23 protein-coding genes, 1 tRNA gene and 1 pseudogene are annotated in these 25,114 nt (G+C 55.3%); 5 read left to right on the top strand and 20 right to left on the bottom strand.

The genetic code is table 11. The features are described 5' to 3' along the window. On the bottom strand, window positions 1-1,604 hold a 1,604-nt coding region (locus MV985_RS05855; protein ID WP_297464266.1), incomplete at its 3' end, for a phosphoadenosine phosphosulfate reductase family protein. Window positions 1,605-1,736: 132 nt separating this feature from the next. Between MV985_RS05855 and MV985_RS05850 the strand changes: the two genes are divergently transcribed. Together MV985_RS05850 and MV985_RS05845 are read left to right on the top strand one after the other, a co-directional pair. Continuing rightward, window positions 1,737-2,648: an SPFH domain-containing protein gene (locus MV985_RS05850; RefSeq protein WP_297464273.1), complete on the top strand. Its 912-nt coding sequence runs from the start codon at window positions 1,737-1,739 to the stop codon at window positions 2,646-2,648. Window positions 2,649-2,671: 23 nt separating this feature from the next. Then, entirely contained in the window at window positions 2,672-3,106 is a 435-nt protein-coding gene (locus tag MV985_RS05845) for an NfeD family protein (RefSeq protein ID WP_297464271.1), read from the top strand. On the opposite strand, the gene MV985_RS05840 is transcribed toward MV985_RS05845, so the two are convergent. The 12 genes from MV985_RS05840 to MV985_RS05785 form a co-directional block, all read right to left on the bottom strand. Then, window positions 3,072-4,325 (bottom strand): amidohydrolase, encoded by a 1,254-nt coding sequence (locus MV985_RS05840; protein WP_297464264.1) that lies wholly within the window; start codon window positions 4,323-4,325, stop codon window positions 3,072-3,074. The two genes, MV985_RS05845 and MV985_RS05840, sit on opposite strands and share 35 nt — an antisense overlap. A gap of 45 nt (window positions 4,326-4,370) precedes the next feature. Beyond that, window positions 4,371-6,302, bottom strand: coding sequence for a hypothetical protein (locus MV985_RS05835; RefSeq protein ID WP_297464262.1), 1,932 nt, complete (start codon window positions 6,300-6,302; stop codon window positions 4,371-4,373). After that, window positions 6,299-8,005, bottom strand: a complete 1,707-nt coding sequence (gene flaJ, locus MV985_RS05830; protein ID WP_297464260.1) for an archaellar assembly protein FlaJ — start codon at window positions 8,003-8,005, stop codon at window positions 6,299-6,301. Before flaJ ends, MV985_RS05835 begins: the two co-directional genes overlap by 4 nt. 9 nt (window positions 8,006-8,014) lie before the next feature. Beyond that, window positions 8,015-9,637, bottom strand: a complete 1,623-nt coding sequence (locus tag MV985_RS05825) for a type II/IV secretion system ATPase subunit (protein ID WP_297464270.1) — start codon at window positions 9,635-9,637, stop codon at window positions 8,015-8,017. Window positions 9,638-9,644: 7 nt separating this feature from the next. Beyond that, entirely contained in the window at window positions 9,645-10,340 is a 696-nt protein-coding gene (locus MV985_RS05820; protein ID WP_297464259.1) for an ATPase domain-containing protein, read from the bottom strand. A 4-nt stretch (window positions 10,341-10,344) separates the two neighbouring features. Continuing rightward, entirely contained in the window at window positions 10,345-10,803 is a 459-nt protein-coding gene (locus tag MV985_RS05815) for a flagellar protein G (RefSeq protein ID WP_297464258.1), read from the bottom strand. Window positions 10,804-10,805: 2 nt separating this feature from the next. Beyond that, window positions 10,806-11,216 carry a hypothetical protein gene (locus MV985_RS05810; RefSeq protein WP_297464257.1) on the bottom strand — a complete coding sequence of 137 codons (411 nt, stop codon included), beginning with the start codon at window positions 11,214-11,216 and terminating at the stop codon, window positions 10,806-10,808. 105 nt (window positions 11,217-11,321) lie between these two features. Further along, complete coding sequence (locus MV985_RS05805) at window positions 11,322-12,215, bottom strand: FlaD/FlaE family flagellar protein (protein WP_297464256.1); 894 nt, start codon at window positions 12,213-12,215, stop codon at window positions 11,322-11,324. Continuing rightward, window positions 12,212-12,712: a flagella accessory protein C gene (locus MV985_RS05800; protein ID WP_297464254.1), complete on the bottom strand. Its 501-nt coding sequence runs from the start codon at window positions 12,710-12,712 to the stop codon at window positions 12,212-12,214. Before MV985_RS05800 ends, MV985_RS05805 begins: the two co-directional genes overlap by 4 nt. A 48-nt stretch (window positions 12,713-12,760) precedes the next feature. After that, the gene (locus MV985_RS05795) at window positions 12,761-13,417 is read right to left on the bottom strand and encodes a flagellin (RefSeq protein WP_297464252.1); all 657 of its coding nucleotides are present in this window, start codon (window positions 13,415-13,417) and stop codon (window positions 12,761-12,763) included. 166 nt (window positions 13,418-13,583) lie between these two features. Further along, a complete protein-coding gene (locus MV985_RS05790; RefSeq protein ID WP_297464250.1) occupies window positions 13,584-14,546 on the bottom strand; it encodes a methyltransferase domain-containing protein in 963 nt (320 codons plus the stop codon). Between the two features lie 10 nt (window positions 14,547-14,556). Continuing rightward, window positions 14,557-14,877, bottom strand: coding sequence for an archaellum operon transcriptional activator EarA family protein (locus tag MV985_RS05785; RefSeq protein ID WP_297464248.1), 321 nt, complete (start codon window positions 14,875-14,877; stop codon window positions 14,557-14,559). A gap of 384 nt (window positions 14,878-15,261) precedes the next feature. Here MV985_RS05785 and asnS point away from each other — a divergent pair, with 384 nt between their 5' ends. After that, window positions 15,262-16,554 carry an asparagine--tRNA ligase gene (gene asnS / locus MV985_RS05780; RefSeq protein WP_297464268.1) on the top strand — a complete coding sequence of 431 codons (1,293 nt, stop codon included), beginning with the start codon at window positions 15,262-15,264 and terminating at the stop codon, window positions 16,552-16,554. Between the two features lie 154 nt (window positions 16,555-16,708). Here the strand turns inward: asnS and MV985_RS05775 are convergent. The 4 genes from MV985_RS05775 to MV985_RS05760 all read right to left on the bottom strand — a co-directional run bounded on the left by MV985_RS05775 (window position 16,709) and on the right by MV985_RS05760 (window position 19,066). After that, a tRNA-Arg gene (locus MV985_RS05775) sits at window positions 16,709-16,785 on the bottom strand. A gap of 56 nt (window positions 16,786-16,841) precedes the next feature. Beyond that, a complete protein-coding gene (locus tag MV985_RS05770; protein ID WP_297464246.1) occupies window positions 16,842-17,969 on the bottom strand; it encodes a thiamine ABC transporter substrate-binding protein in 1,128 nt (375 codons plus the stop codon). 90 nt (window positions 17,970-18,059) lie between these two features. Further along, a complete protein-coding gene (locus MV985_RS05765; RefSeq protein WP_297464244.1) occupies window positions 18,060-18,557 on the bottom strand; it encodes a TIGR00288 family NYN domain-containing protein in 498 nt (165 codons plus the stop codon). Next, the gene (locus MV985_RS05760; RefSeq protein ID WP_297464242.1) at window positions 18,554-19,066 is read right to left on the bottom strand and encodes a TIGR00288 family NYN domain-containing protein; all 513 of its coding nucleotides are present in this window, start codon (window positions 19,064-19,066) and stop codon (window positions 18,554-18,556) included. The genes MV985_RS05765 and MV985_RS05760 overlap by 4 nt, the downstream gene beginning before the upstream one ends. Before the next feature lie 151 nt (window positions 19,067-19,217). Here MV985_RS05760 and MV985_RS05755 point away from each other — a divergent pair, with 151 nt between their 5' ends. Beyond that, window positions 19,218-19,622, top strand: coding sequence for a hypothetical protein (locus MV985_RS05755; RefSeq protein WP_297464241.1), 405 nt, complete (start codon window positions 19,218-19,220; stop codon window positions 19,620-19,622). Here MV985_RS05755 and MV985_RS05750 read toward each other — a convergent pair. The 3 genes from MV985_RS05750 to MV985_RS05740 form a co-directional block, all read right to left on the bottom strand. Beyond that, the gene (locus MV985_RS05750; protein ID WP_297464239.1) at window positions 19,604-22,033 is read right to left on the bottom strand and encodes a tRNA(Met) cytidine acetyltransferase TmcA; all 2,430 of its coding nucleotides are present in this window, start codon (window positions 22,031-22,033) and stop codon (window positions 19,604-19,606) included. The two genes, MV985_RS05755 and MV985_RS05750, sit on opposite strands and share 19 nt — an antisense overlap. A gap of 185 nt (window positions 22,034-22,218) precedes the next feature. Then, window positions 22,219-22,788, bottom strand: coding sequence for a hypothetical protein (locus MV985_RS05745; RefSeq protein WP_297464237.1), 570 nt, complete (start codon window positions 22,786-22,788; stop codon window positions 22,219-22,221). Window positions 22,789-22,962: 174 nt separating this feature from the next. Further along, a complete protein-coding gene (locus tag MV985_RS05740) occupies window positions 22,963-24,108 on the bottom strand; it encodes a hypothetical protein (protein WP_297464235.1) in 1,146 nt (381 codons plus the stop codon). A 116-nt stretch (window positions 24,109-24,224) separates the two neighbouring features. On the opposite strand from MV985_RS05740, the pseudogene MV985_RS05735 reads away from it, so the two are divergent. Continuing rightward, window positions 24,225-25,114 (top strand): annotated as a pseudogene (locus MV985_RS05735) (S9 family peptidase); the annotation flags it as partial.

Genomic DNA, 25,114 nt, shown 5'->3' with positions numbered 1-25,114 from the left:
ACCTCCCCGAGTATCGGTGCGACCTCGCGGATCCTGTCGAGATTCACCACGGTGTTGAAGCGAACCGTGAAGACGCCATCATCCGTTTCCTCGATGGAGTACCTCACCGGTTCCCAGGAGCGTTCCTCGGGGATTTCGACGCCGAGCTTTTGGGCTACCGCCTTCTCGCCCCTGCTTAACTTCTTCCAGCGCCAGAACCCGTGGGTTATCCACTCCTCCGGGAGATCGAAGCGCCTTCTCCAGTAGTCCAGCGCCCTGAACCACTTCTCCCAGAGTTCCGGCTTTTCCTTTTTCAGCCTCTCGAATTCCGATAGGGACGCACTCGGACAGAGGAAACATCCAATCCTGTCAAATCCCCGCTCGTAGAGGGGGTTGTAGGGGAGTTTTCTGCTGAAAATGTAGAGCCATACCTCTATCGCCCTCCAGTGGAACACCGGTGAAGCACCGATTTCATTGGGTACCCATTCGTTCCTCCATACCCGGGGCTGTTTGAAGCGCTTTATGCTTTCGTACTTTCTCTGGCCTACGAACATGAGGACGCCTTTTGGATAGTTCTCCTTGATGGCGAGGGTTATGGGGCCGAGCTTGGTAACCTTACAGCACCAGCGGTAGTCCCTGCCCGGAGGGGAGAAAACGTAAAGGGCCCTCCAGAACGCATCTCCCGCATCGGCGACGATGAACTTTATCCCCTTCAGTTCGAGATCCTTCCTGAGCTTTTCCACGTACTCAATCGTCTCGGGGAACTCTATGCCTGTGTTGTTGAAGAAGACGGTAAAGTCCCCCCCAAACTCCTCGAGAGCAAGTCCAAGAACGGCTAAGCTGTCCTTTCCCCCGGAGAAGGCCACAGCCACGGGGAGGTCGGAGTATTTCTCCGAAACGCGCCTCATGAACTCCCTGGCCTCCGTAACCTTCTCCTCAAGGGCTATGCTGTTGGCCCTCAGGACATCTTCCATCGTTGCTCTTCTGCCCTCGCGGTAGCTCACCTTCTTCTGTCTCTTTGGCTTCACTCCAGTTCCCCTTTCACCGCGGATCAGGGCCCCGTAGTCCTTTTTTGCTATTCCCGTAGCGAAAACCTCGCCCTCCTCTGAAACGAGAATAACCTCATCGTTCACCATTATGCTCGGGTCCGCTTCAAGAACGCCGACCGGCAGGAGGTTTGCTCCCCCCTTTATTGGCTCCACTGCGCCCCTATCAACGATGACCCATTTCCTCATCGTCTTCCCGAAGCGCTTCCAGAGGGCCATTGCCCCCTCAACCTTCAATCCAGCCCTCCACTTAAGCTCGATGGGGTCGAACTTGACGTAACCGAAGACGTAGCCGTCAACGATCACTTCGTAGGCCTCGTCCTCACCCGGAAGCTTGTTGAGGAGAACTATCTTGCCCTCAAAGACCTCGCCCACGTCAACACCGAAGTGTTCCAAAAAGACCGAGCGGATGAGCTCAATATCCCTCTCAAAGGCAAAGCGCAGGTCTCCGGGAGGTGTCAGATCGAGGCGAAAGACGTTTTCCTTTCCGTGAACCGCGCAGGAATCCTCAATGAGTGGAACGTTACACTTCTCGCACCAGTGGATGTGGGACTTGCCAAGGAAAATGGGTCTTCCCATTTCTCTCACCGGAGGCGGAAAGGATGGAAGGGTTTATAAGTTGGGCGGTTGCTGGTACCGGTGCTGGATGATAGAAAAGTTTATAAATTTGATAACTCTACCAAGTTCGAAGAATTCTTGGAGGCGATGGTAATGAATTTCGCGGCCGTGGCCCTCCTCCTCATCGGCGTTTTTCTGCTCGTGCTGTTGCTCCTGAGCGTCAAGGTTATACGGCCATACCAGAGGGGACTTGTGGAGAGGCTTGGAAAGTTCAACAGGATCCTTGAGCCGGGAATACACTTTATCATTCCCTTCATGGAGCGGGTTAGGGTCGTGGACATGCGTGAGCACGTAATCGACGTACCCCCTCAGGAGGTGATCTGCAAGGACAACGTCGTCGTCACCGTGGATGCAGTTGTCTACTACCAGATAATTGATCCCGTTAAGGCCGTTTACAACGTGAGCGATTTCCTTACGGCGATCGTCAAGCTAGCCCAGACCAACCTGCGCGCCATAATCGGCGAGATGGAGCTCGACGAGACGCTGAGCGGAAGGGACCTTATCAACGCCCGTCTCCGGGAGGAGCTTGACAAGATAACCGATCGCTGGGGTGTAAAGATAACCCGCGTCGAGATACAGCGCATAGATCCACCGAAGGACATCCAGGAGGCGATGGCGAAGCAGATGACGGCAGAGCGTGAGAAGAGGGCCATGATCCTCCTCGCGGAAGGAAAGAAAGAGGCTGCCATCAAAGAGGCTGAGGGCCAGAAGCAGGCTGCTATACTCAAGGCCGAAGGCGAGAAGCAGAGACAGATCCTCATAGCCGAGGGCCAGGCCCAGGCAATAAGGAAGGTTCTCGAGGCCCTCCGGATGGCGGACGAGAAGTATCTAACCCTCCAGTACATTGAAAAGCTCCCAGACCTCGCTAAGTACGGCAATCTCATCGTCCCTTACGAGACGGAATCCCTCATCGGTCTTCTGAGGATACTCCAGAAGGTCAGGAACACGCCGCTTTCGGGATCCGGCAGGAAAGAGGAATCAGAAGATCGGGAGGGGGAGGATTAATCCCTTTTTTTGGGGTGTTGATAGTGGGCACACTTCCCCTCCTTCTCCTGATCCTTGGCCTCCTCACGGTTATCCTCGACATGATGGTGACCGCTTTCATAACGCCGGTTGGGATAGCCTTCATCGTCCTTGGCCTTCTTATGGGGTTCGGCTTTAACTTCACCGAGAGCTTCGTCATCTCCCTGGTGGCAGCGCTCCTGTCTTACATCGTGGTGGCCAGGTACATTGGGAATGACGTTGAAGACGCCGGAAGGGGCAAGTACACCTTCGAGCTGAAGGGCAAACGAGGTAAGGTGGTTGAGATCGGACGGGACCACTACATAGTGGAGCTGGAGGGTGAGAGGTGGATAGCGGTTCCGCTCAGTGAAGAGAGACTGAGGATAGGGGACGTCGTTGAGGTGGTTGACGTTGACGGCGTGAAGCTTATTGTAAAGAGGATTCCCACAGCTCATCAATAGTCTTCCCTATCTTTGTGAAAAGCCCGTTTCTGTAGACAGCCTCCCCGTTCACCATTACCACTTCCACATCGCTTCCCCTCGCGGAGTAGACTGTGTGGGAATAGGGGTTTCTCCCGGGGAGGAACTGCGGTTTTCTGGCGTTCAGCAGAACCAGATCCGCCAGCTGGCCGGGCCTTACCAACCCCGCCTTCAGACCGAGCGCTCTCGCACCTCCAAACGTTGCCCAGCGGAAAACCTCTTTAGCGCTTGCAACGTCCGTTCTCCTTCTCCAGACCCTGTTAAGAACGGCCGAAAAGCGCATCTCCTCAAACATATCCATCAGCCCCGAGGGATTTGGCGAATCGTTGCCAAGGGCCACGTTGGTTCCCCTTTCGGCGAGCTCTATAACCGGCGCGATTCTGCCCTCGAGCTTCGCCATGCTGAGTGAACAGTGAACGAGCGTGGCACCGCTCCGGGAGTACAGCTCAACCTCCTCCCCATCCAGGTAGATGCCGTGAACCCCAACGAGCTTCCTGTCAAGGACGCCGGCTCTCCGGAGGTATCCAACCGGCGTGAGACCGTAGCGGCGCTTAACGGTTTCAACTTCCCTCCTGCTCTGGGAGAGGTGGACATGGATCAAAGCGTCCCTCTCGCGGGCGAACTCGCCTATTTCCCGCATCAGTTCCAGGGAGACAGTGTTGGTTGCGTGGGGAGCCATGGTCGGCTTAACAAGGGAACTCCTCCCATCCCAGCGTTTGAAGAAGCGAAATCCGTCCCCGGGCTTCGCGAGGGGAAAGTCAACCTCATCCATAACCGTCTGACCGATGAAAGCCCTGATCCCCAGCTCAAGTGAAGCACGCGCTATCTCGTCCGCGAAGAAGTAGTGGTCGTTTATGGTTGTGGAGCCGTTCGCCAGAGCTTCAGCCATTCCGATGAGTGCCCAGCGGTGGATTTCCCGCGGGGTCCACTGGAGTTCGGCCGGCCAGATCACTTCCTCCAGCCATCTATCGGTGGGCAGATCCTCGCCCAGCCCCCTGAATCTGGCCATTGCAACGTGGGTGTGGGCGTTTATAAGACCCGGCAGGATGAGGTAACCCTCTCCCCCGTAGGTCTCGTCAACGTCGTACTCCCCGAGCCTATCGGGGGGAACGATGTCCCGAATGTATCCCGAGTCCACGATAACCGCAACGTTCTTTTTCACCCCGTAGGGGTCAACCACGGTTCCGAGGAGGGCCTTCATTCGCTCACCGGGGGGTGTTGGCTGTGGAAGGCTTAAACCTTTGGGTCATTCCTCCAGCCTCGCCGCCACCCAGGCCAGGAGGAGTATGAAGAGCATCCCCGCAACGAACGAACCGCCGATGTAGATCAACTTTTCCTTCCCTGAGGACCCGCCGGCCGGGGAGGCTGTGCTGGTGTCGTTGGATGGAACCGGAACCTTCACGACCTTCGTTATCACCTCGGGTTCGCAGGTTTCGTTGGAAGGGGTTGGTACGTTTTCGGAAATTTCTCCTGTGGTGGAGCCGGTGATCCTTATGACTGTGGAGTTGTGAAAGACCTGCCCGAGAGTTTCGACTCCCGCGGTTATCTCGTACTCCCCGGGCGCGAGGGGAATCGCCAGTATTCCGTACGATCTGGACTCGTTTGGGAAAAGCCTGTCCACCCTCTCCAGCCATTTCCCATGAACGGTGAAGTTGTCCGCCGCGCTCCCAAAACCCTCGGGAAGGGCAACCGTCAGGGTGAAGGGCAGGGGCACGTTGCCGAGGTTTCTGACTGTCACGTTCACCGGGATGGGCGATCCAACGGTGCCGTTGGAGGCTCCTATGAGAACCCGGTACTCAACGCGGGCCGGAAGGACCTCAATTTCGGCCCTCTCGGATGTGAAGGTCACCCTCTCGAGGCCGTAGCAGGAAAGATCGTAGGGGACGTGCCCGACCACCGTCACGCTTCCGAGGCTCACCTTCCCCGGTTTTTCGGGAAGGATCCGGAGGGGAATCCTTAGCTCTCCACCCTTCGGTATCTCCTCGACGTACCGAAAGTATTTGCCGAGCAGCCGGAATCCCTTCCCGGGGTGGGGCTCTATCTCAACGTACCTGACGTCGTTCGGCCCATCGTTCCTGATGACTATGGTGGCGTTGAAGGGAACGTGCTGGATTACCCTCTCAGGGGCCAGCAGGGAGACGTTTAGCATCGCCGCCTCGCGGAGTTTTGGGAGCTCCTCCTCATCGATGAAGGCCACCACGCGGATCTCCCTAACGGCCCTCCGCTTCCTCACCGACGTTGCCCCCAGAAGAAGGCCACGGTAATGAATTCCCGACGAGAAGTTCCCGATAGAGATGAAACCGCTCCTCAGCGCCCTGCCGCAGGGGTTCATTATTGAGACGTAGGCACTGCCGTCAATCACCTTCTCCACCCGGATAAGATAGGGGCCGAGCCTTTCGGTCTTTCCCTCGCGAAGCCATCCTTCAAAGGATGGAAGAACCCTCAGACGAAGGTAGGCGCCCTTGAGGGTAACCTCGACCCGGAGGTAGTCGGAGCCAACGAGGTCACCCACGGCAATGATGATCCCCCCCGCGTCTATCCTCCCCCCCGGCTCGACCAGGTACCTCTCCCCGTTCACCCTCACCTCCGCGATCTCCACGAAGCCGCCGTCCTTCCTGGAAACGGTATAGTTGGCGAAGAGAACCCTCCATTCGCCCACCTTCTTTTCCCTGCCCCTCTGAAGGTAGCCCCTGAAGAGGACGGGCATCGGGTCAAGGTAAATCCGCAGGTTCCCGTAGGAGGCCCCGCTTCCAGTCACCACGAGCTCCCGCGAACCCGTTGAGTTTGAAACAACCACGGTTCCCCCGTCCCTGGTAACGGATTTCAGGAGGAGCTCGTAGTCACCGGCGACGAGCCTCTGACCCACGAGGAGGTAGGGAAAGCGGAAGGAGACGTTCACGTAGGTTAAGTCCGGCGTGTAAACGATCCTCCCAAAGAGGAAGGTGTAGTTCCCCAGGGAAAGACGGCCGCCGATCGGGATGACCCTCATGCCGCCGGACAGTCCACCGCCCGGATACACCAGGATGGAGCCGTCGGAGGGAGATACGTCATTGATGAGGAGCGATGCATTCTGAAGTCCAACCTCCGCCGGAAACTTCAACCAGCCCTCAATTGACGAACTTGCCCCAACGCGGGGGAGGAGGAGAAGCAGGAGAAAGATCACCAGAGCCCTTCTCACGGTATCACCCCCTGCACGATTGGAACGACCGCCGCACCCGAGGTGAAGGACATCATCTTGCCCATCACGACGGTTCCGATGTACTGGCCGATGGCCGCCAGCCAGAGGAGTATCACGAAGTAGTAGAGGGTTATTCCGAGGTGTCCGCCGTCCGCGAACTTTATGGCCAGCGCGGAGATGAGACAGTGGAAGACGAGGATGACGATCAGGATGTAATCGGTTATTTCAAGGCCGCTCTTGGTGGGAACGAAGATTATGTTCTGGAGAAAGTCTCCGTGAAGGGTCATGTTGGAGAACAACCCGTTCATATAGACCGCAACCTGAAAGGCGGCCGCCACCGAGAAGGCAAAGGCCCCGGTGATCCCGTAGATTACCCCCTTGAAGCTCGAAACGGTCTGGGACCGTCTTCTCCTCAGCCTCACCAGCCTCTCAAAGTTTCTGGAGATGACGGTGCCCACGTAGTCCGGGTCCGCTCCGAGCTTTATGCTCCTGTTAAATATGTTGGAGAATATGCCTATCAGCCAGCTTCCAGTGTCCAGGGTGAAGTAGTGCCACGACCGGTCGTTGTCAATCCTGATTGAGATCCTCCGATAGAGGTTCCTGATGTCCCTCGTGAGGACGCCGAAGTCGTGGGCGCTGAGGTACTTGAGAACCAGGGGTAAAGCCGCACCGCTCGCGGCTAGTGATGAGCTGAGGCTCCTCATGAAGGCGGGGAAGTTCTCGTCCTTCACCAGTATGCGCTTCTCCTCCCTGTCAAGCACCTTGCCCAGGTACACGAGGGGTGAGAGGATCATCGCTATCCGGACAAGGAGGGGTATCTCGAACCTTGGCCGTATGAACATGGTAACCAGGAAGAACATCGCAATGACGCCGGCCATCGAGAGGAGCAGTGCCCTGAGGAACCTTGCCCGCCTTTCCGCAGTCAGGGAGCCCTCGGCCCACACCCTGTCCTCGGGCATTCTGTACTTTATGACCAGCATGATACCAATCTCGGTGATGAGGACGAGGATAAAGGTGAAAGCACTGAGACTCACGATGTCCTGGCCCGTTATTATGGGCCCGATGATGATGAAGGTAACCATGAATACAACGGATATGATGAGGGACGAGTAGACCTCTTTGAATACGTCCAGGTCGTAGAGAGCGCCCTGGTAGAAGGTCTCGTAGTCGTCCATGACCGTCTTCTGCTCCTGCAGGAGGTAGTCCTTGAGCTCCACACCGCTGTCGAGGGAGTAGGCCAGCCTGTCGAGGAAGTCTGCGAAGACCTTGCTCGGTGTCCTCCTGGCGAGGAACCGCAGGGCCTCCGGCATTCCCCTGTGAAGCTTTGCCATCAGGTAATAGACCTTCTTCATGTCGCTCGCTATCGGCTCGAGGATCTTTTCGCTCGCTATGTTGAGGACGAGGTCGGTCCTGCTGACGTCACTGGTTGAGAGCACCGCGAAGTAGGTGGCGAAGAAGGGGATCTTGGAGTTTATCTGCACCCTCCTGTTGCTCATCCTCGCGTAGGGGTACCCCAGGGCATATATCATGGGGAGCAGGGGGATCGCGTAGAGGGCCAGGGACACCACCGCCGGCAGAGAAACCGCCCGCCTGATGAGGGACACGAGGACGAAGAGGACCATTGAACCGGCCACGCTGGGCAGGAGGACCTTTCTCAGATACTCGCGCACGTTGATTCCGGACTTGACGAGTATTCCGGTCATACTATCACCTCACAGCCTGAAGCTAAGTCCCTCTATTCCCTTTTCGTAGAACGCCTTGATCTCGCGGTAGACGTCGTGGTAGTTCGTTATTCCAAGCTCGGCCATTCTCTTGATTATCCTGGCCCTCAGGAAGAGCTCGTTGTATATCTCCTTCGGGTCCTCGTAACCAGCCACCTCCGCTATCTTGCGCTCGAGTATGTAGGAGTTGTTCATCCCGCGGAAGACGTGCCTGTCCGTAACCGAGTCCCACTCGAAGACGTTCCTCGTTGCAACCCCTCCGAGTTCTTCGTAGTAGCCCTCTATCTCAACGACGCTGAGAACCCTTCTGAGAAAGCGGCCGCGCACGTAAACCGCCTGCTGAAAGAGGGCGATGTTGAGATTGTCTATGAAGGTAACGGGTATGTTTATGGGGGGCCCTGTGAAGCGCTGTATCATCTTCTTCACATCACCCGCGTGGAAAGTCGCCATTACCGGGTGTCCAGTCTGCATGGCCTGGAAGGCTATCGCACCCTCCTCACCCCTGATCTCGCCGACGATGATGTAGTTGGGTCTTGAACGCAGGGCCGCTTTGAGGAGGTCAAACAGCGTGACCCTGCTCTCCTCCGGCCCGCGCTCCCTGGTGGTCAGCCTCTGCCAGTTCTTGTGGGGGACCACAACCTCGGGGGTGTCCTCCGCCGTGTAGATCTTGGCGTCGGGCTTGATGAAGGGTATGATGGAGTTTAGGGTCGTTGTCTTTCCGCTCGCCGTCTCACCGCATATGAAGACGCTCATGCCGTACTCGAGGGCCAGCCACAGGTACGCGGCTATCTCCTCCGAGAATGTGTTCCATTTCACCAGCTGGACAACGCTCAGCGGCGTGGCCGAGAACTTACGTATCGTGGCACTCGGACCCCTGATGCTGACGTCCGGGGAGTAGATTATGTTGATGCGCGAACCATCCGGGAGGGTTCCATCCACGATGGGATTTTTATCGCTCACGGGCCTTCCAATCCGCTCGCTGAGGTTCTTGAAGTAGTCCGCCAGCTTGAGGTTATCCCCGAAGGTGATGTTCGTCTCGAGGGCCTCGAATATCTTGTGTATCAGGGATACGTAGTTGGCACCGATAATATGGATATCCTCGATGTAGGGATCGCGCATGAGGGGTTCCAGTGGGCCGATGCCTATTATGTCCCTCTTCAGCAGGTAACGGAACTTCTCGATCTCAAGGGGGGTGAACGACACCTTCCCCCTGCCCAGAAGCCCTCCAGTCATCTTCTCAAGGGCCTCATCAACGAGGGCATCGAGAAACCTCTCGAACTCCTTCTCGTCCTCCGGTATCTTCTTCTCGGGAGCCAGCTCGAGTATCTTGTCCCGCAGGAGTTCGTACTTCCTCTCCTCCTCGGGCCCTCGAATCCTGGGTTCGATGACGATGTACTTCTTCTCCGTGTCAACGTCCTTGTATACGTGGATGAAGATGGGATCCCCCACGGGGTAGATTATGTTGGGGTACTTGATGTCCTTCATGTCCCTGCTGAGCTGGGGGTGGAACTCAGGGAACTTGCCCGTCTTCCTGACGAACTCGTCTATGTACTCCTTGAGGTGGGGATTGCGGGCCATTGCAACTTCCAGGCTGTCGCTGACGTTCTTCTTCAGGGGCATCTCACACCACCGCGGCTATCTCGACTATGAACCCGGCCCTGGGCTCTACCCTGAAGGGTATTATCTTCTGGAAGATTCCCATCGCGTTGTTGTACTTCACGATGGTGGCGGAGTTCTTGAGGTCGCCCCCAAATGCCTTCACGCTCAATCTGATGAGCATCGTCGAGACCTCTTCCAGCACACTGAGGCTTTCCCTGTCAACGTCGGCTGGATTCAGGGTCATTATCACGACCTTTCCCAGGGAGCTGACCCTCTTGAGGTGAAGCGAAAAGGCCCTTATTTCCTCCTCGTCCGGCTCAGGGGGAAGCAACGCGGCCACGGAATCCGCTATGACGACGTCCGGTTTCCAGAGCTCCCGCGCCCCCATAAACCGCGGGAGGAATCTGCTCCTGTCCACGAGACCAACAAGGAGCGGATGGAGGGAAACGAAAAGGAGCCTCCTCTTTATAAGGTCCTGAACTATCCCGTAGCCCAGGGAATCCATCTGGTTTATGAAGCCGGGAGTGGTGTACTGACTGGAAACGTAGGTCGCAGTGTGGCCGTTCCTAAGGAAACCGTAGAGGAGCCTCTGGGACAGTATGGACTTTCCAGTGCCCCGATCCCCCTCTATGAGTACCACGCTGCCTGAGGGTATGCCTCCCCCGATGCGCCTGTGGAGTTCGTCGTTGGGTATCCTTATCCCCAGAAGGCTCCCCATATCCTCACACCCCCGTCCTGAAGATCAGCATTCTCTTCTTCCCGTTCTCAAGCACGAGAGTGATCCGGTGATAACCCCCGGATCCAATGAAGGAGGCTGGAACGTATACCCTGCCCACCTCGTAGGGGGCGAGCAGACCCGATGGGACGAAGGTGAGGTTTGAGGAGGGAACGATGTTGCCGTCCACCATAACGACCACGGAGCGGGGATCGAAGGAGAAGGCTTCCCTCCCGGTGTTCCTGACGTAGAAGACGTAGGAATCAGAGGACGGATCGTAGGGGATGGACTCGGGATCGTTTATGATCTCAAAATCGGTTCTAAGGCTCGCGGCCACCTCCCTGCCCTTTACGGTGAGCCCGTCCGAGATACTCTGGGTGGCAACGTAGAGTCCCCCGGCTACCATACCCGCCACCAGCAGTGACACGATGAACAGCACAAGCTCTGAGACCACTGAACTCGCCATCCTCAACCCCCCACGGGGCAGTACCAGGCACCGCCAATCACCCTCGGCGATCCGTTGGCAGCGTTGCCCACCCATCGCCACTTTATCTTGAGCCCGCATCCCACCTCAGTACTCACCACGAGGGCGTGAACTCCGGTGTCCTTCGGAACGTTCTGAACCGTGACGGTCAGCCACTCCCCCGGGAGGAGGTACTTCCCGCCCGACACCCGCACCTTCGAGTCCACGAGGGTACCGTCGTAGATAAAGGCCCACTCCGGGGGCGATAGCGTGCTTCCAGCGCTGGTGATGTTGAAGGTGATGTCGTAGACCGTCAGATCGGGCAGGGTCTCGTAGGTATAGTTCCCGAGCTCTAGTTCCGCAGTCCTCTCAACGATGACCATCCTGTTGTAGTCCTCCGCGGCCCCGTGGATCATCGAGTATGCGTTCTCACTCGAGACGTACAGCGTCCCGAACGAGACCAGCGCCGCCACCAAGAGCACCGCAAAGGCCGCGGACACGCTAACCCCCATGGAGATCCCCTAAACGCCGTACACTTCTTCAAGCACCCGACTTATCGTCCTCAGCTCCCTCTCTATCGCGTCCAGAAGTTCTCTGGTTATCCTAACGCCCCTCAGTCTCTCGATGAAGAGCAGCGACACCAGGTGATCCTGTATGGTGAGCTTTTCGTCGGGCCTCCAGTCGGGTTCCCTGTGATGGGGCCTTATCCCCTCCGCGTACCTCAGAAGGGTGTTGAGTACCTCCTCGGAGATCCAGCCGATCTGATAGTAAAACTCAAGCACCTCCTCAAGGTTCTGCATGCCCACCCGCTCTATGAGGAAGCCCAGCCACTTCAGGGCCATCATTATGGAAACCATATCGTTCGGTATGCGCTCAAGTCTGGCCCTCGTCCGGGTGGGACTGATAAGGACATCCCTTATCTCCTGCGGAATCTCAAACCCCTTTGAGATCCCGGCATCGTTATCCATCACACCTCCCCCCGGGAGTTTTTCAGTAACACCAGTCATGGAAGTGCTGCCGAGGGGCCCCTCACTGAAAACTTCGTTTCCATTGACACCGGTGGCACCGCTGGACTCCACGGCCGGGGCCCCCCCTTCAGGTTGTGGCCGCTCCTCCTGAACCGGTTGCGCCGGTTTATCAGACTGAACCTGACCCTGCGATGTGGCGTTCATGAGGTAGTTCCTTATCTCCTCCAGATACCTGCCGATCTCCTCAACGCGGTTCTCCAGTCTCGACAACTTCTGGATCTGACCGGCGTAAACCCTGAGTACCCTGTCAACGATCTTGTCCACCTGTTCGGGGGTGAGTATGTCCTTTTTCTTAACCAGCCGCTCCTTTAGATCCTCGATCAGAAAATTGGGAACCTTTCCCCTCAAACGGGCCAGTTTCTCCTCTATTTCGGCTTCGGTTATCATGGCTCTCCCCCCGATATGACCTCGTATATCAGCTCGTCCAGATCCATACCATCAATGACAAGCAACCTCAGGTCGGCCTTGATTTGAGCTATCTCATCCTTCAGGTTCTCAATCTCCTCTCTCATGGCCTGAATCTCACTCATGAGAGGGTTGGATGAATCAACGTCCTTGAAGGGGTTTATCTGCTGAGAAACTATCTCATAGAGCACCATAACGTCCTTGATAACGCCATCAAGCCTCTCGATCTCCTTGCGGAGCTCGTTTATCTGTGATTTAAGGGTGTCAATGCTTATCTTTATCCGGGGAATGTCGTTTTCGATTTCGTTTATCCTGGTCATCACCTGCGTCAGTATCTCATCGTCCTTTTTCGCCGGGGCGTTCCCTCCGGCCTCTTCCCCGGGGTCGTCCAGTCGTATTATCTCCCGGTTGTCCTCGACGGACACTTCCTTTCCGTCCTTCTTTTTCTTGAACCTGTTCTTGAGGTACGAAAACGACATTTCGATCACCTGAAGACCCCGGTAATAAAAAAAGAAAAATGAAGGAGCTCACTTGAGCTCAACTATCTTGTCGGTGGTGCTGAGACCGTAAGCGGTCGGGGTTATGACCTTGGTGTAGCCAGGAGCACCAAACTCCGGAACGACCCTGATGGTTATCGGGGTCCTGGGCTCAACGCCGCCGAAGACCGCTCCGAGGTTGACGGTCAGGAGGGCGATGTCGCCGGCGGTAAGGGTTGGGATATCCCCGCTGAGCGAGCTGTCGGCGTCCTGGACGATGAGAATTCCAAAGTGGGTTCCATCAACCTTGGAGCTGTTCCAGGCGGCTGAGGTCGTGTCGAACATATCCCCGTTTATGGTTGCCTTGGCATCCCCGTAGGATAGAACGACCTGCTTCTGGCCGTTGTCGAGGTAGATCTTGGTCTGGTTGAGGTCAATTGGAGTGCTCCCGGCGTTGAGGGAAACCTGGATCGTCATCAGGGTCATGTTGTTGGCGCTCGGGGCGTAGCCTGTAACCGCATCAACCTTTATGCCCGTCGATACCTCCTGGGTGGTCTGCCTGCCCGTGGCCTCGGCCCTCTGCTGCAGGTAGCCGCTGGTGTTGATGAGCACCGCGGCAGCCACTGCGGCCACAAGCACCATGGCTATAAACACTATCAGGGTGCCGATACCCACAGCACCCCTCCGCTTCCCAAACAGCGGCTTCATTTCCGGCACCTCCTTAAGGATTTTGCAATATGATCTAAGAACCTTCGCATATAAATCAGTTTTTTGTTTGTAGATATGTAGAGGAGGATGTAGATACATATGTAGGTTGGTACTACCTCAAACAGTTATTAATATCGTTAGAAAACACACAACAAAAATGAGGAGCTCATGAATGTTTCGTGATCAGAATCGCCGACCCGCCGTGAACCTCGACCCGGACGTCGTGGGGGCCCCTCTCGACGGCATCAACGATTCCCTCAATGCTTGGAAAACTCACAAACTCCGGGGTCAGCGATTCAAAAAACTCCAGGGCCGGCAGAAGCTCGTAGCGATCCCTGAAGGGATCAATGATAACGATCCTGCCACCTGGATTGAGCATTGAGAGGGCCAGATTTACAACGTCTTCCCTCTCAGGAAGGTACTCCAGCAGAAAGGCCATGACCACGACGTCATAGGTGTTTCTGGGCACTATTCTCCTCACATCCAGCTCCCTCAGGATAACCCAGTCCATCCCCAGGTTCCTGACCCTGGTTTTGGCTATGCTGAGCAGTCCGGGTGAAAAATCCACACCCACATACCTTCCGTTCGGTCCCACCGATTCACCGATCTCTACAGGAGAGACGGAACCACAGCCGAGGTCAAGGACACGGGACCCGTCTTCGATTCCCGCCAGTTCAATGATCAGCTTCCGGTAAGCCCTGTTCAGGGCCATGAGAAGACGCATATCCCAGAAGTCGGCGCCCTTGTCGAAATCCATGAGAATCTTTGGATGTTCGGGAGAAATGAAAGCGTAATCCGCCATCCTGTACATCTCCTCAAGGATCCTGATCCAGTCGGGCAGCAGTTTCCGGACGGTCTCCCCGGTCAGTGAGAAGTCGTAGGAAAAATCACCCACCCTCAGGAGGCCGTCCTCAGCCTCGAGTATTCCGAGGGACAGATAAGAGTCGATAAGTCGGTCTAGATAAGCCCTGTTCGAAACGGGTATTCGTTCCAGTATTTCCTCCCTCCGGGCACCCCCTTCCAGCTTTCTGAACACATCGTACTTGAGCCCTATCTGTACGAGATAGCTGAGGGCCATCTTCGTCATGGCCTCAAAGTTCCTATCGAGGAGCTTTATCGGGGAACCCATTGCCTTCACCTCAGGTGTATCTGGAGTAATAGGGGTAGTAGGACTTAAGGAGCTTCACAACCTCCCGCCCGTACTCCGTGAGGCGGTAGTACTTGAATCCCTTCTCCGTGACGACCTCCACCAGTCCGAGGCTAACGAGGGAGCTGTGTCCGTTGTAACGATTACCCAGACCGATGAGGGCACCCTTAACGTTCGACGGATCTGACTTAACGGCCCTCGCGATCTCCGAGAGGTAAGTGGGGGAGGGATATATCTGGTCGAGATAGAGAAGTATCTTCTTCCTGAGCCCGCTGCGGTTTATGGACCTGATAACAAAGGGATCAATAAACATTGTTGATCCCCCACTGTAATCATCGCCCCGTTGAATAATCATCAATCCCCAGCAATACTTTGTGCTGCAATTCTATATAAGTGTTACTGTATTTGCAACAATATCCAAATACAACATCCCAATGTGTAGCCATATCTCGAGAAAACATCCCGTAAATGAGCATTTATTCAACTCAGATGGATTTTGCTCAGAAATTGGATCATCTACAATCTCCTCCCGATGCATCCTTGAGGTGGCACTCCCACCAGCGGACAGAATGACAACGAAATCTGCAAAGGGTTTAAGTCCCGGGACGGCGGTACCCTCCAGGGGACACAGCGGGAGTTCCGGGGAACAATCGCTACCGTTATAAACTCCCCCTCAAAGCCCCCGGAGGTGGTTGGGATGATCGATAAGGTTTACTGTGCCGATGTCACGCCCGAGATGGAGGGCCAGAGGGTCAAGCTTGCCGGATGGGTTTACAGGAAGAGAGAGGTTGGGAAAAAGGTTTTCATAGTCCTGCGGGACTCAAGCGGAACCATACAGGTCGTGTTCTCAAGGGATAAAAATGAGGAAGCCTACAGGACAGCCAGAAAGCTTGGTATCGAGTCAAGCGTTATCATCGAGGGAACGGTCAAGGCAGATCCCCGGGCCCCAAACGGGGTGGAAGTCCAGGCCGATAGGATAGAAGTCATCCAGAATGTGGATTTCTTCCCGATAACCAAAGATGCCAGCGAGGAGTTTCTCCTTGACGTCAGGCACCTCCACCTCCGCTCGCCAAAGGTCGCGGCGATAATGAAGGTCAAGGGCACGCTCATGCAGGCAGCCAGAGAGTGGCTCCTCCAGGACGGCTGGTATGAAGTCTTTCCGCCGATACTCGTTACGGGAGCAGTTGAGGGCGGCGCGACCCTCTTCAAGCTCAAGTACTTCGACCGCCATGCATATCTCAGCCAGTCGGCCCAGCTCTACCTCGAGGCTGCCATCTTCGGCCTTGAAAAGGTCTGGTCGCTCACACCGAGCTTCAGGGCAGAGAAAAGCAGAACGAGGAGGCACCTCACTGAATTCTGGCACCTCGAGCTTGAAGCGGCCTGGATGGACCTCTGGGACATCATGAAGGTCGAGGAGGAGCTGGTAAGCTACATGGTGCAGAGGGCACTTGAGCTGAGGAAAAACGAGATTGGGCTCTACCGCAAGGATTTGACCACCCTCAAGAACACCGTCCCGCCGTTCCCGCGGATAAGCTACGACGAGGCGATAGACATACTCCAGAGTAAGGGAGTGGACATAGAGTGGGGCGAGGACATGGGTGCCGACGAGGAGAGGATTCTCACCCAGGAGTTCGAGGCACCTTTCTTCGTCTACGGCTATCCGAAGGGCATCAAGGCCTTCTACATGAAGGAGGATCCGAGCGACCCGAGAAAGGTTTTGGCAGCTGACATGCTCGCTCCGGAGGGCTATGGTGAGATCATCGGGGGAAGCCAGCGTGAGGACGACTACAACAAGCTCGTGCAGAGAATAATCGAGGAGGGCATGGATCCGAAGGACTACGAGTGGTACCTCGACCTCAGGAAGTACGGTTCAGTTCCCCACAGCGGCTTCGGTCTCGGACTTGAGAGGCTCGTCGCGTGGGTCCTCAAGCTCGGCCACGTCCGCTGGGCCACGCTCTTCCCGAGGACGCCGAGCAGGCTCTATCCGTGACAGCCCTTTCTAACGAAAGCGCTGGCGGAATGTGAGTTACCTCTTTTCTTTCCACTCTCCGGAGATGCTTGATTTCGAACAGAAAACTCCTGTGAGTTACACCCAGAGATGAGCTACCAACTTTGATCAAACTTTTCCCCAGAAAAGTTTGCTGTGGCGGGCCCGGCGGGATTCGAACCCGCGACCTCCGGCTTAGAAGGCCGGCGCCCTATCCTGCTAGGCTACGGGCCCTCGCCCCTATCCTTCAGGAGCGCTCTTATAAAAGTTACGGTAAAGGAAAAGAAAGATCACCTCTTCTTCCTGAAGAGAAGAGGTACCGCCGCGAGGAGCACGATGAAAGCGGGCCCGCAAACGTCCTCGCCGGCGGATGAGGTGGTGGTTCCGGTTATCTCTTCGGGTGTTTTTCCCTCCACCATTAGGGCAGTCCACTGCCTGAGCCACTTCTCGTAGTTCTCCGCGATGGTCTCTGGATCAACGGTAACCGGTTTATCAACCTCAACCGCGTACTTAAAGACCTCGGGGAGCCGAACGTTTTTGTTAACGGGGTACATCCACTGGTTGAGCGGGAGCTTCTCCTGGGCCTCCTCGCTTATGAGGAATTCGATGAACCTTTCGGCGAGTTTCCTGTGCCTTGCACCCTTGACTATTCCCGCACCCTCTATCTGGAGGTAGTTGCCCTCCCTGAAGGCGACTGCACCGACGTTAGTGTTGTTCTCGTAGTAAACCGTGGCAGCTGGCGACGTCGAGTAGCTCAGAACGAGGGGGTATTCACCCTTGGTGAAGGCCTCCCAGGCCGCACTCCAGCCCTCGACTATCTGAACGTCGTTTTCCTTCAGCTTCTCCCAGTAGTTGAGCCAGTCGTCACCGTAAATGGCTATCGTCCACAGGAGGAAGGCCATCCCCGGCGAACTGGTGCGCGGATCCTCGATTATGAGCTTGCCCTTCCATTCGGGTTTTGTGAGATCCTCAAGGCTCTTCGGCGGTTTCTGAACCATGTCCTTGCGGTAGTTAATGGCTATGTAGCCATAGTCATAGGGTGTGAGGTGGAAAGTCGGGTCGAACTTCTGGATTATCCAGTCAGGGATAACATCGGCGTTGGCCGGTTTGTATGGCTCAAGCACTCCCGCGTCTATCGCCTTCGCGAGGTAGCTGTTGTCTATTCCAACCACAACGTCGGCCTGGGGATTGTCCTTCTCGAGGATGAGCCGGTTGAGGACTTTACCCGCATCGCCGATGAGGACGAGGTTCACCTTTACGCCGTACTTTTCCTCAAAGATCGGGATTATCTCCTTCATCCACCACTCTATGCTGTCGTAGGAATAAACGGTGAGCGTCTCCTCTGCCTTGACGGGTCTTAGGGTTCCCGCGGTCCCCAGCATGAGCAGGGCCATCAGGACGGCTAGGAGCTTTCTCACACTATCGCCTCCATTAATTGGTTTTAGGTTTCAATAATTTGATAATAAGCGGGGTTAAAAACTTTGCCCCCGGCACCTCAACGGGAAAAATCAGGGAGTCTGTCCCTTTCCCTCCATCCGTATGACGTAGTCGGCGGCGTTCTGAAGCGCCACGGAAAAACCTGGCTCGACTCCTAGGACTATTGTCTCCTTCCCCTTCCTCTTGGCCTCGTTTATTATCGGCAGGAAGTCCGCGTCGCGCGTCGCGAGGGCTATTACCTCAACGTCCGAATTGTAAATGAGCTCCATAGCCTCGATGGCTATCCTGACGTCCGTGTCGCCGGCAACTATTATGGGCTCAAGCCCCTGGTTTACGACGGCCTCGATAAGGCCCTGTGGCGCGTACTGGTTGAGAACGACTTTGGCGACACGAATTTTTCCTATCCGTTCAAGGGCTTCAACTATGTCCTCGAGCTTTATTCCGAACTCCTTGCGAAGAATATTTGGGCCATCTATGATGAGTCCGATGCTCTTGCCCCTGACCGGAATCGCGTTCCTGCTCACCTCCCTGCCGCCCCTGTGGAGAACCTTGAAGATGGCGTTCTTCATGCCCCATCCCCCTTAGGATTCAGTATTATGATGTAATCGGCTGCGTGCTTCAGCGCGACTGAGAAGCCCGGTTCGACTCCAAGGACTATGGTTTCCTTCCCCTTCTCCTTGGCCTTGAGTATGACGGGAAGAAACTCGGCGTTCCTCGTTGCGAGGGCGATGGCATCGATGTTGGGATTGTATATCTCACGCATCGCCTCGACGGCCAGCTTAACGCCGGTCTCGCCGGAAACAACCATGACATCGAATCCCTGGTTCGAGACTGCCTCTATCAGTCCCTGCGGCGCGTACTGGTTCAGTATGACCTTTGCAACCCTCAGATCGCCCAGCCCCTCAAGGGCTTCAACTATGTCCTCGAGCTTTATTCCGAACTCTTTACGAAGAATATTTGGGCCATCTATGAGAAGCGCTATCCTCTTTCCCCTGCCTATTTTTCGTCGCATCATTCCGATACTCCTCATCCCATCCTTAGTCATCGAGATTATGCGCTCCCAGTTGCTGCCCGCCATGGAGGGTCACCGTTGGGATTGTTGGAATAAACCGGTGTGATATCACACCACTTACGGGATAATCCTATAAAAAGTTTGATCCCGTTAGGAAAATTTTAAAACTTTGAACAACCTACAGAATCTCCATCGAACGATGGGTACAGGTGAGACCATGGACCCGTCTCTCAGGCCGAGGAATGCATCCCTCAGGGGAAAACTCCTGGTGATATCCCTTGGAATAGCCACGGCACTCGCCGCTATAGTTATTGTTGCGGCAATCTTTGGCGAGAACTTCGATGACAGTGGACTCACCGGTGCGGTTGCAGGCATCAGTGCGGCCATTCTTCCAAACCACATCCTTGGAAAGCTCAAAAAACACGCCCCCAAGGTCTACTTCGGACTGGTGGTTCTCAACACACTGATGGCGGCGCTCATCGTTGATGTGTTTGCCTTCAATCCAGAGAGCACCGCTCAGTTCCTGCTGTACCTGCTCTTCCTGTACCTCCCCATCGGTGCCGTGGACTACGTCCTGCTGAGGATGATCGGGAAAATGGAAGCTCAGAGGAGCCTCTTGTAGTAATACCAGAGGCCCCTTATGATGTCGCGAACCTCAATCATGGTGAAGGTTTCCGTCCTGTCTATGAGCTTCGCCGTCTCCTCCCAGCTGTGGGCCTGAAGGACGCGGTAGATTAGGAGCTTTATCTGCCTCTCGTCGAGGTAGGGCTTCATCCAGCCGTCGAGGAAGTAGAGCTTCACTATCGGTTTTACTGCATCAACCACAGTATCGTAGGTTAAAACCTTGCCTGTGAATGCATCGAGGCGCTTCTTCTGGATTTCGGTGAGGTGAACCGGGTAATCAACTGCCTCGCCGAAGGGCGTCTCGAAGAGCCAGCGCGCTATCTCGGGCTCAAGTTCACGGTGCGTATCACTCAGCCACTCCGTCAGCCTGATCCTGAACTCGTCGTTCGCTTTCTTGATTAATTTCTTAGCCTTCTCGCTTATCGGCTTGAGAACTATCGCCGTAAACTCCCCGCTGACCGGGTTTCTGGCCGGGCTGAGGTGGACAACCGCGAATCCGTTCTTCACCCAGAAGCGCGCCAGTTCCTCACTCGCTCCAAAGCCCGAACCAATCCAGTCGAGGCCCTTTTCTTTAGCTTCCTTTTCGAGGAGCTCTAAGGCCTTGCTTCCCAGCCCCATGTCCATCGCATCCGGGTGCGTCGCTATCCTGACTATCCTGTAGCCCCGGAGCCTGGCGAACTCCTTCAGCATATGATGCTTGACCATCATGTCCGGAATGATGTTCCCGCGCGGCTTGTAGCCCTTGGCCATCTTGTCTATTACCTTCTTCGGAATGCCGCCTTCCTTGGCTATCTGAATAGCCGTCACTATCTTGCCGTTTTTCAGGCGGAGAACCCTCGCTTCGTGGTGGGGTGCATCGGCAAGCAAAGCAACGTCACTCGGCCTGTTGCGGTAATGGGCGAGAATGTAGATTCCGACGAAGTGCCTGAGCTCCGGTCTGTCGTTTTCGAACCAGTCGTCCAAATCGGGCTCCTCAAGGTAGACCTCTTTCCTCTTTATGAGCTCGTAGTCTTCCTCCGTCAGCTCAACGGGTTCGGCATCAAGTAGTAAAACGTCGAAGAGCCACCTCTCTATGGGGTCGTTTTCGGCGTATCTGATAGGTTCTTCCATGTGGAGCTCCTTAAAAGAGCGCTTCTCCCTCGCCTTTTTGAGGAACTTAACGGAAAAGCCCCTTCCTGCTCCCTCGTAGCCGTGTATGGTTGAAGAGTAGACCACGCGCTCCTTGTTGAGGTACTTGTGGAGCACCGGTACGTGGATTCCGGCAGCTTCGTCAAGGATGTAAATGTCGGCGCTCTTCCTGTAACCTTCGGCAGGTGGGTAATAGCGCAGGCCTATCTTTCTCGCGTAGAGTTCCTTTATCAAACCGCGCTCCTCAACGACGTAGGGCTTGAAGCCGAGCCTTTCGAGGGCCCTCTTGGCGAAGCGGAAGAGTGCCTGGACGTTCTCAAGTTCAGGGGCGGTTACAACTATCCTCGTCCTCTTTTTGAGGGCCAGTGCCAGCCCAACCGCACCTATTCCAACAGAAACGCTTTTTCCTCTGCCCCTATCGGCTGTGAGGACGAGCATTCCGCCCTCGATGAGTCCTTCAAAGGCCTTAATGACCTGAACCTGTCCCTCGGTCAGGGCCATCTCGTAGAGCTCGCGCGGAAAGATCCTCTCCTCCGGGATCGGGACTTCCTTTCTGGCCCGTAGTCTGGCCTGGGTTTTGGAGCGCTTCGGCTTCTTCCGGGCCTTTCCGCTCTCCGTGATTATATAAATACCGTCGTGCTCCGTGAACTTCCTTATGAGGCGCCTGTTGAAGCGCTTCTTCACGTCGTCTATTGTGTAAGGCGGGGTGACGAGGCTCTTATGGAAGCCGGTCCACATATCCCGCCACTTTTCGAAGGGATTGGCGAGGATAAATATCAGGCCGCCACCTCTAACTGTCTCGATGAGTCTTCCCAGATCGTTGGGAGAATAATCGTAGCTCATGTCAAGGACGAGAAGGTCGTAGGTTTTCCCAAGTACATCGCGGGTGTGTTTGAAAGTTACCGCCTCAACCTCGACGTTAGAACCGGCCAAAACGTCGAAGTGCTTCCTGAAGGCCTCGTAGCGTTTCCTCCCGAAGGTATCCTCACCCAAAGCATCTGTGGCGTAGAGAACCTCTATCGCGTCCTCGCTCTCGTCCCTCAATCTTTTCTTCATCAGCTCATCAAGAATCCCGCCCAGAACCCTCGCGGATGCACCCGCAAGAATCCCGGCCAGTTCCGCCTTTCTCAGCGTGTCCCCCTCGATTACAATCATTCTCCTGTGGAAGTTTTCGAGTGCCTGAGCTAAGGCCGTCTCGGTGAGCTTGAGAACCGAGTCCTTAACCTTCTCGCCTTTGGCGTACTCTCTCACTTCTTTATCAAAGCGAACCTTAACCGTCATCTCCCCTCCCCGGGTAAAGGGGGAGGGAGGATTTAAAAAGGTAGCTCAGGGCACGCGGTTCCAAGTGCGTCCTCCAGCCTTTTTATTTCCACGGCGTTGAGCCGGTCCCGAGATAACGGAGGGTCTCACATGCTGTTGCGTTCCCCATTTCTTCCAACGCCTCATGGAACAGGAGCGAACGACAGTCATTCCCTCGAAGGGTGTGGCCCATTATCGCTCGTTCTTCCCTTTAGCAGGCCGTTCAGTGCGAAAATCAGCGAGCCGAAGAGGAAGATCAACAGGAGAGAAGCAGTCAACACCCGGAGATACCTCCCAGGAGGAAGCCTTGAGAGGAGGAAGAGCCAGAACCAGAAAAGATCCGATGTTAGAAACGCCAGGGAGAAAGCGAGGAACGCCGTTCTAAGGTCCGGTGACCCGGCGAGTTCCTCAGCTAAGGACTTTAGGGAGAGAAGCCATTTTAGGGGAGAAGAAGTGCGGAAAACCACCGGGGTCAGGTTTTTCCGGCAGTGTTCCCTCTCAAGCCTGAGCATGAGGTAGTTCCTCTCAACGACCTGAAACGCCATTCGCACTTCCTCGTCGCTGCCGTTATCGAGGAACCCTCGGAGATACGATACAGAGTCGTTCAGCTCCCAGGAAAGGCGCCAGATGAGGTGCTCATAACGGGGATCCAACCCCCCAAACTTTCCAGGAACCAGGGCCTCAAGCTCTCCATCCTCGTAGCGGTGATCAACAGCTCTATCGAACTCGACCTCCATCCGGTAAGGTGCGGGGGTAGGTTGCAGGGGAGGGCGCTAACTTTCGCCCGGGCTTTTTCATATGCAACCCACTGAATAGCGGAGAGGAAGGGTAAAAGGATCAAAGCAACCGAAAAGCACTACTAAAGCCGCCCTCATAAGTGGCTTCACGGGAGACCCCCCATGTCTTTATCCCTACTCCTCCAAAATCATCTCAATCACGACCATGTCGCCGCAGTTCGGATAGACCACATTCTCTATCTTGACAAGTTCTCTCGATACGTTCAGAAGGGCATCAAAGGCCTCGCTTGGGAGTACGTTCCCGTAGAGGATCCTGAAGTCTAGGTACGTAGGAAAGAACACCTTCCTCCGAGTGTGCTCCCAGTTACTCGAAGGATACTGGAAAGAAACGGCCTTAACAGTGGTGACGTCCTTTAACCGCTCAACCAGGCTTTGAGCATCATCCCGCGGAAGGAGCAGGATTACAGACCGCGCTCTTCTATTCCCATAGACGTCCTTGTCCTTGGCGGCCTTAATGGCATCAACAAGAATATCGTCCACCCGTTCGTTTCTAACAACCGCATAGGTCGCGTGGGTGCAGTCCCCGTCGCTTGTCCACCACATAGGACCCAGGTTCAGGAGTGGGTCTTCTCTTGAGCCCTGAATACCCGCGAGAACCATCAGGCCAAGGAGAACAATCAGGAAAAGGCCCAGCCAGGTTTTTTCCCTCGAGACAAACGCCACCACCTCAGGGGCAGAGCGGAGGAGGTAGCCCGCGATGAATACGAGAAGCAGGGGTACTCCAATGTACAAGAAGGAGTCCATGAGGGCAAGCGCATAGGGGTACGGTGGGGACACGATGACCAACGTCCTGTTCCCCGAACGCTCCAGCTTTGTCAGTTCGGCTTTCCAGCGAAGGGCCCCCATGAATCTGACGGCCGAGCTGTGGAGGTAGGACTCGTTGTCGGTGCCCCACCAGAATACGAGGGGCACCTCGGTTCGTTCCAACTCCCGGTAATACCACTCGCGGACAAAAGTCAGCAGAGTTTGGTATTCCGCCGATTCCCTGGAACCCGTCAACCTGCCCTCGACGACCACCAGGTACCTCTGGGTTCCTGGGTCGTACCGGTAGCCGATTATGCGCCCCCTGAGGGAGTTCACGTAGAGGTGGGGAAGCACGGGATGTTTTTCCACCACGTAGCCGGTATTCGTGGAGGCAATGGTGTAATCCTCGAGAATTTCGCCGACCTGGCGGTAGCTCCACCACTGGATGATTGTCAGTAGAACTACACCCACCAGTGCAAGCGCCACGAGAGGTTTTATCCTTGAGAGTTTCATCATCACAATCACGGTTAGGGCCTTTAAATACCTTTCTAAGTTGGAAGCGCTTCATGGAGACAATCATCGAAACGCTAAGTTTTTATACGAAAAAGACCGATTATCTTCGGTGACTCTAAATGGCGAAAGGTCTGACCGAGAAGGACCTCGGAAAGTTCAGGCTCGTGGGGAACATTGACGCCCATAGAAAAAAGCTCGTCTTCCAGGTGACGGAGATAAACCTCAAAAAGGACGACTACTTCTCAAGGCTCTACCTCTACGATGGCAGGAAGGTTAAACCCTTCACCTCCGGCAGGAAGGACGGGAATCCGAGGTTCTCGCCTGATGGGAAGCTCGTAGCCTTCACATCCAAGCGCAACAAGGAAAGCAAGGAGGCCGAGCTGTACCTTATCCCGACCGACGGCGGAGAGGCAAGGCTTTTAGCGAAGTTCAAGTACGGAATCAAAAACCTCCGCTTTACCGAGGACGGAAAGGAGATAGCGGTTGTGACGCCGATAGACATCGAGAAAAAGCCCAAAGATGACGTTCACATAATCAAGGAGCTCCCCTTCTGGTTCAACGGAATTGGATGGGTCTACGGGAAGAGGAGCGTTATCTATTTAGTGGATGCTGAAACAGGCAAGAAAAGACGCCTGACGCCGAAGAACCTCGACGTATCTCAAATCCGCTTCCATAAGGGTAAGCTCTACTTCCTAGCTCAGGAAGACCGCGAGAGGAAGCCGATGGTGAGCGACCTCTACGTCCTCGACGGGAGAAAGGCGAAGCGTCTAACCCCCGGAAAGTGGAGCGTAAGCGACTTTATACCACTCGACGATGGAACCTTCATTCTAAAGGCCAACACGAGAGAAAGGGGTATTCCGACGAACACCCATATCTATCATTACGACCCCGAGAGTAGCGAGCTTAGAAAGCTCACAAAGGACCTCGACCGTTCAGCTTACAACTCCCTCAACAGCGACGTAAGGGGAAGCCAGAGGGCGGAGCTGGTTTTTAAGGACGGCTGGGTTTA

Origin of the sequence: Thermococcus sp. (assembly GCF_027012695.1) — an archaeon.
In the GTDB taxonomy this organism is placed as follows: Archaea; Methanobacteriota_B; Thermococci; order Thermococcales; family Thermococcaceae; genus Thermococcus.
This window is presented reverse-complemented; position numbering and strand designations above follow the sequence as displayed.

Bases quoted from the DNA above. Each gene is read 5' to 3' on its own strand.
- MV985_RS05740 (WP_297464235.1), bottom strand. From the start codon at position 24,108: ATGATGAAACTCTCAAGGATAAAACCTCTCGTGGCGCTTGCACTGGTG.
- MV985_RS05750 (WP_297464239.1), bottom strand. From the start codon at position 22,033: ATGACGGTTAAGGTTCGCTTTGATAAAGAAGTGAGAGAGTACGCCAAA.
- MV985_RS05755 (WP_297464241.1), top strand. From the start codon at position 19,218: ATGGACCCGTCTCTCAGGCCGAGGAATGCATCCCTCAGGGGAAAACTC.
- MV985_RS05760 (WP_297464242.1), bottom strand. From the start codon at position 19,066: ATGGCGGGCAGCAACTGGGAGCGCATAATCTCGATGACTAAGGATGGG.
- asnS (WP_297464268.1), top strand. From the start codon at position 15,262: ATGATCGATAAGGTTTACTGTGCCGATGTCACGCCCGAGATGGAGGGC.
- MV985_RS05785 (WP_297464248.1), bottom strand. From the start codon at position 14,877: ATGTTTATTGATCCCTTTGTTATCAGGTCCATAAACCGCAGCGGGCTC.
- MV985_RS05840 (WP_297464264.1), bottom strand. From the start codon at position 4,325: ATGAAGGCCCTCCTCGGAACCGTGGTTGACCCCTACGGGGTGAAAAAG.
- MV985_RS05805 (WP_297464256.1), bottom strand. From the start codon at position 12,215: ATGATAACCGAAGCCGAAATAGAGGAGAAACTGGCCCGTTTGAGGGGA.
- MV985_RS05765 (WP_297464244.1), bottom strand. From the start codon at position 18,557: ATGAAGAACGCCATCTTCAAGGTTCTCCACAGGGGCGGCAGGGAGGTG.
- MV985_RS05790 (WP_297464250.1), bottom strand. From the start codon at position 14,546: ATGGGTTCCCCGATAAAGCTCCTCGATAGGAACTTTGAGGCCATGACG.
- flaJ (WP_297464260.1), bottom strand. From the start codon at position 8,005: ATGACCGGAATACTCGTCAAGTCCGGAATCAACGTGCGCGAGTATCTG.
- MV985_RS05795 (WP_297464252.1), bottom strand. From the start codon at position 13,417: ATGAAGCCGCTGTTTGGGAAGCGGAGGGGTGCTGTGGGTATCGGCACC.
- MV985_RS05850 (WP_297464273.1), top strand. From the start codon at position 1,737: ATGAATTTCGCGGCCGTGGCCCTCCTCCTCATCGGCGTTTTTCTGCTC.
- MV985_RS05810 (WP_297464257.1), bottom strand. From the start codon at position 11,216: ATGATCCACGGGGCCGCGGAGGACTACAACAGGATGGTCATCGTTGAG.
- MV985_RS05745 (WP_297464237.1), bottom strand. From the start codon at position 22,788: ATGGAGGTCGAGTTCGATAGAGCTGTTGATCACCGCTACGAGGATGGA.
- MV985_RS05820 (WP_297464259.1), bottom strand. From the start codon at position 10,340: ATGGGGAGCCTTCTGGGGATAAGGATACCCAACGACGAACTCCACAGG.
- MV985_RS05800 (WP_297464254.1), bottom strand. From the start codon at position 12,712: ATGTCGTTTTCGTACCTCAAGAACAGGTTCAAGAAAAAGAAGGACGGA.
- MV985_RS05815 (WP_297464258.1), bottom strand. From the start codon at position 10,803: ATGGCGAGTTCAGTGGTCTCAGAGCTTGTGCTGTTCATCGTGTCACTG.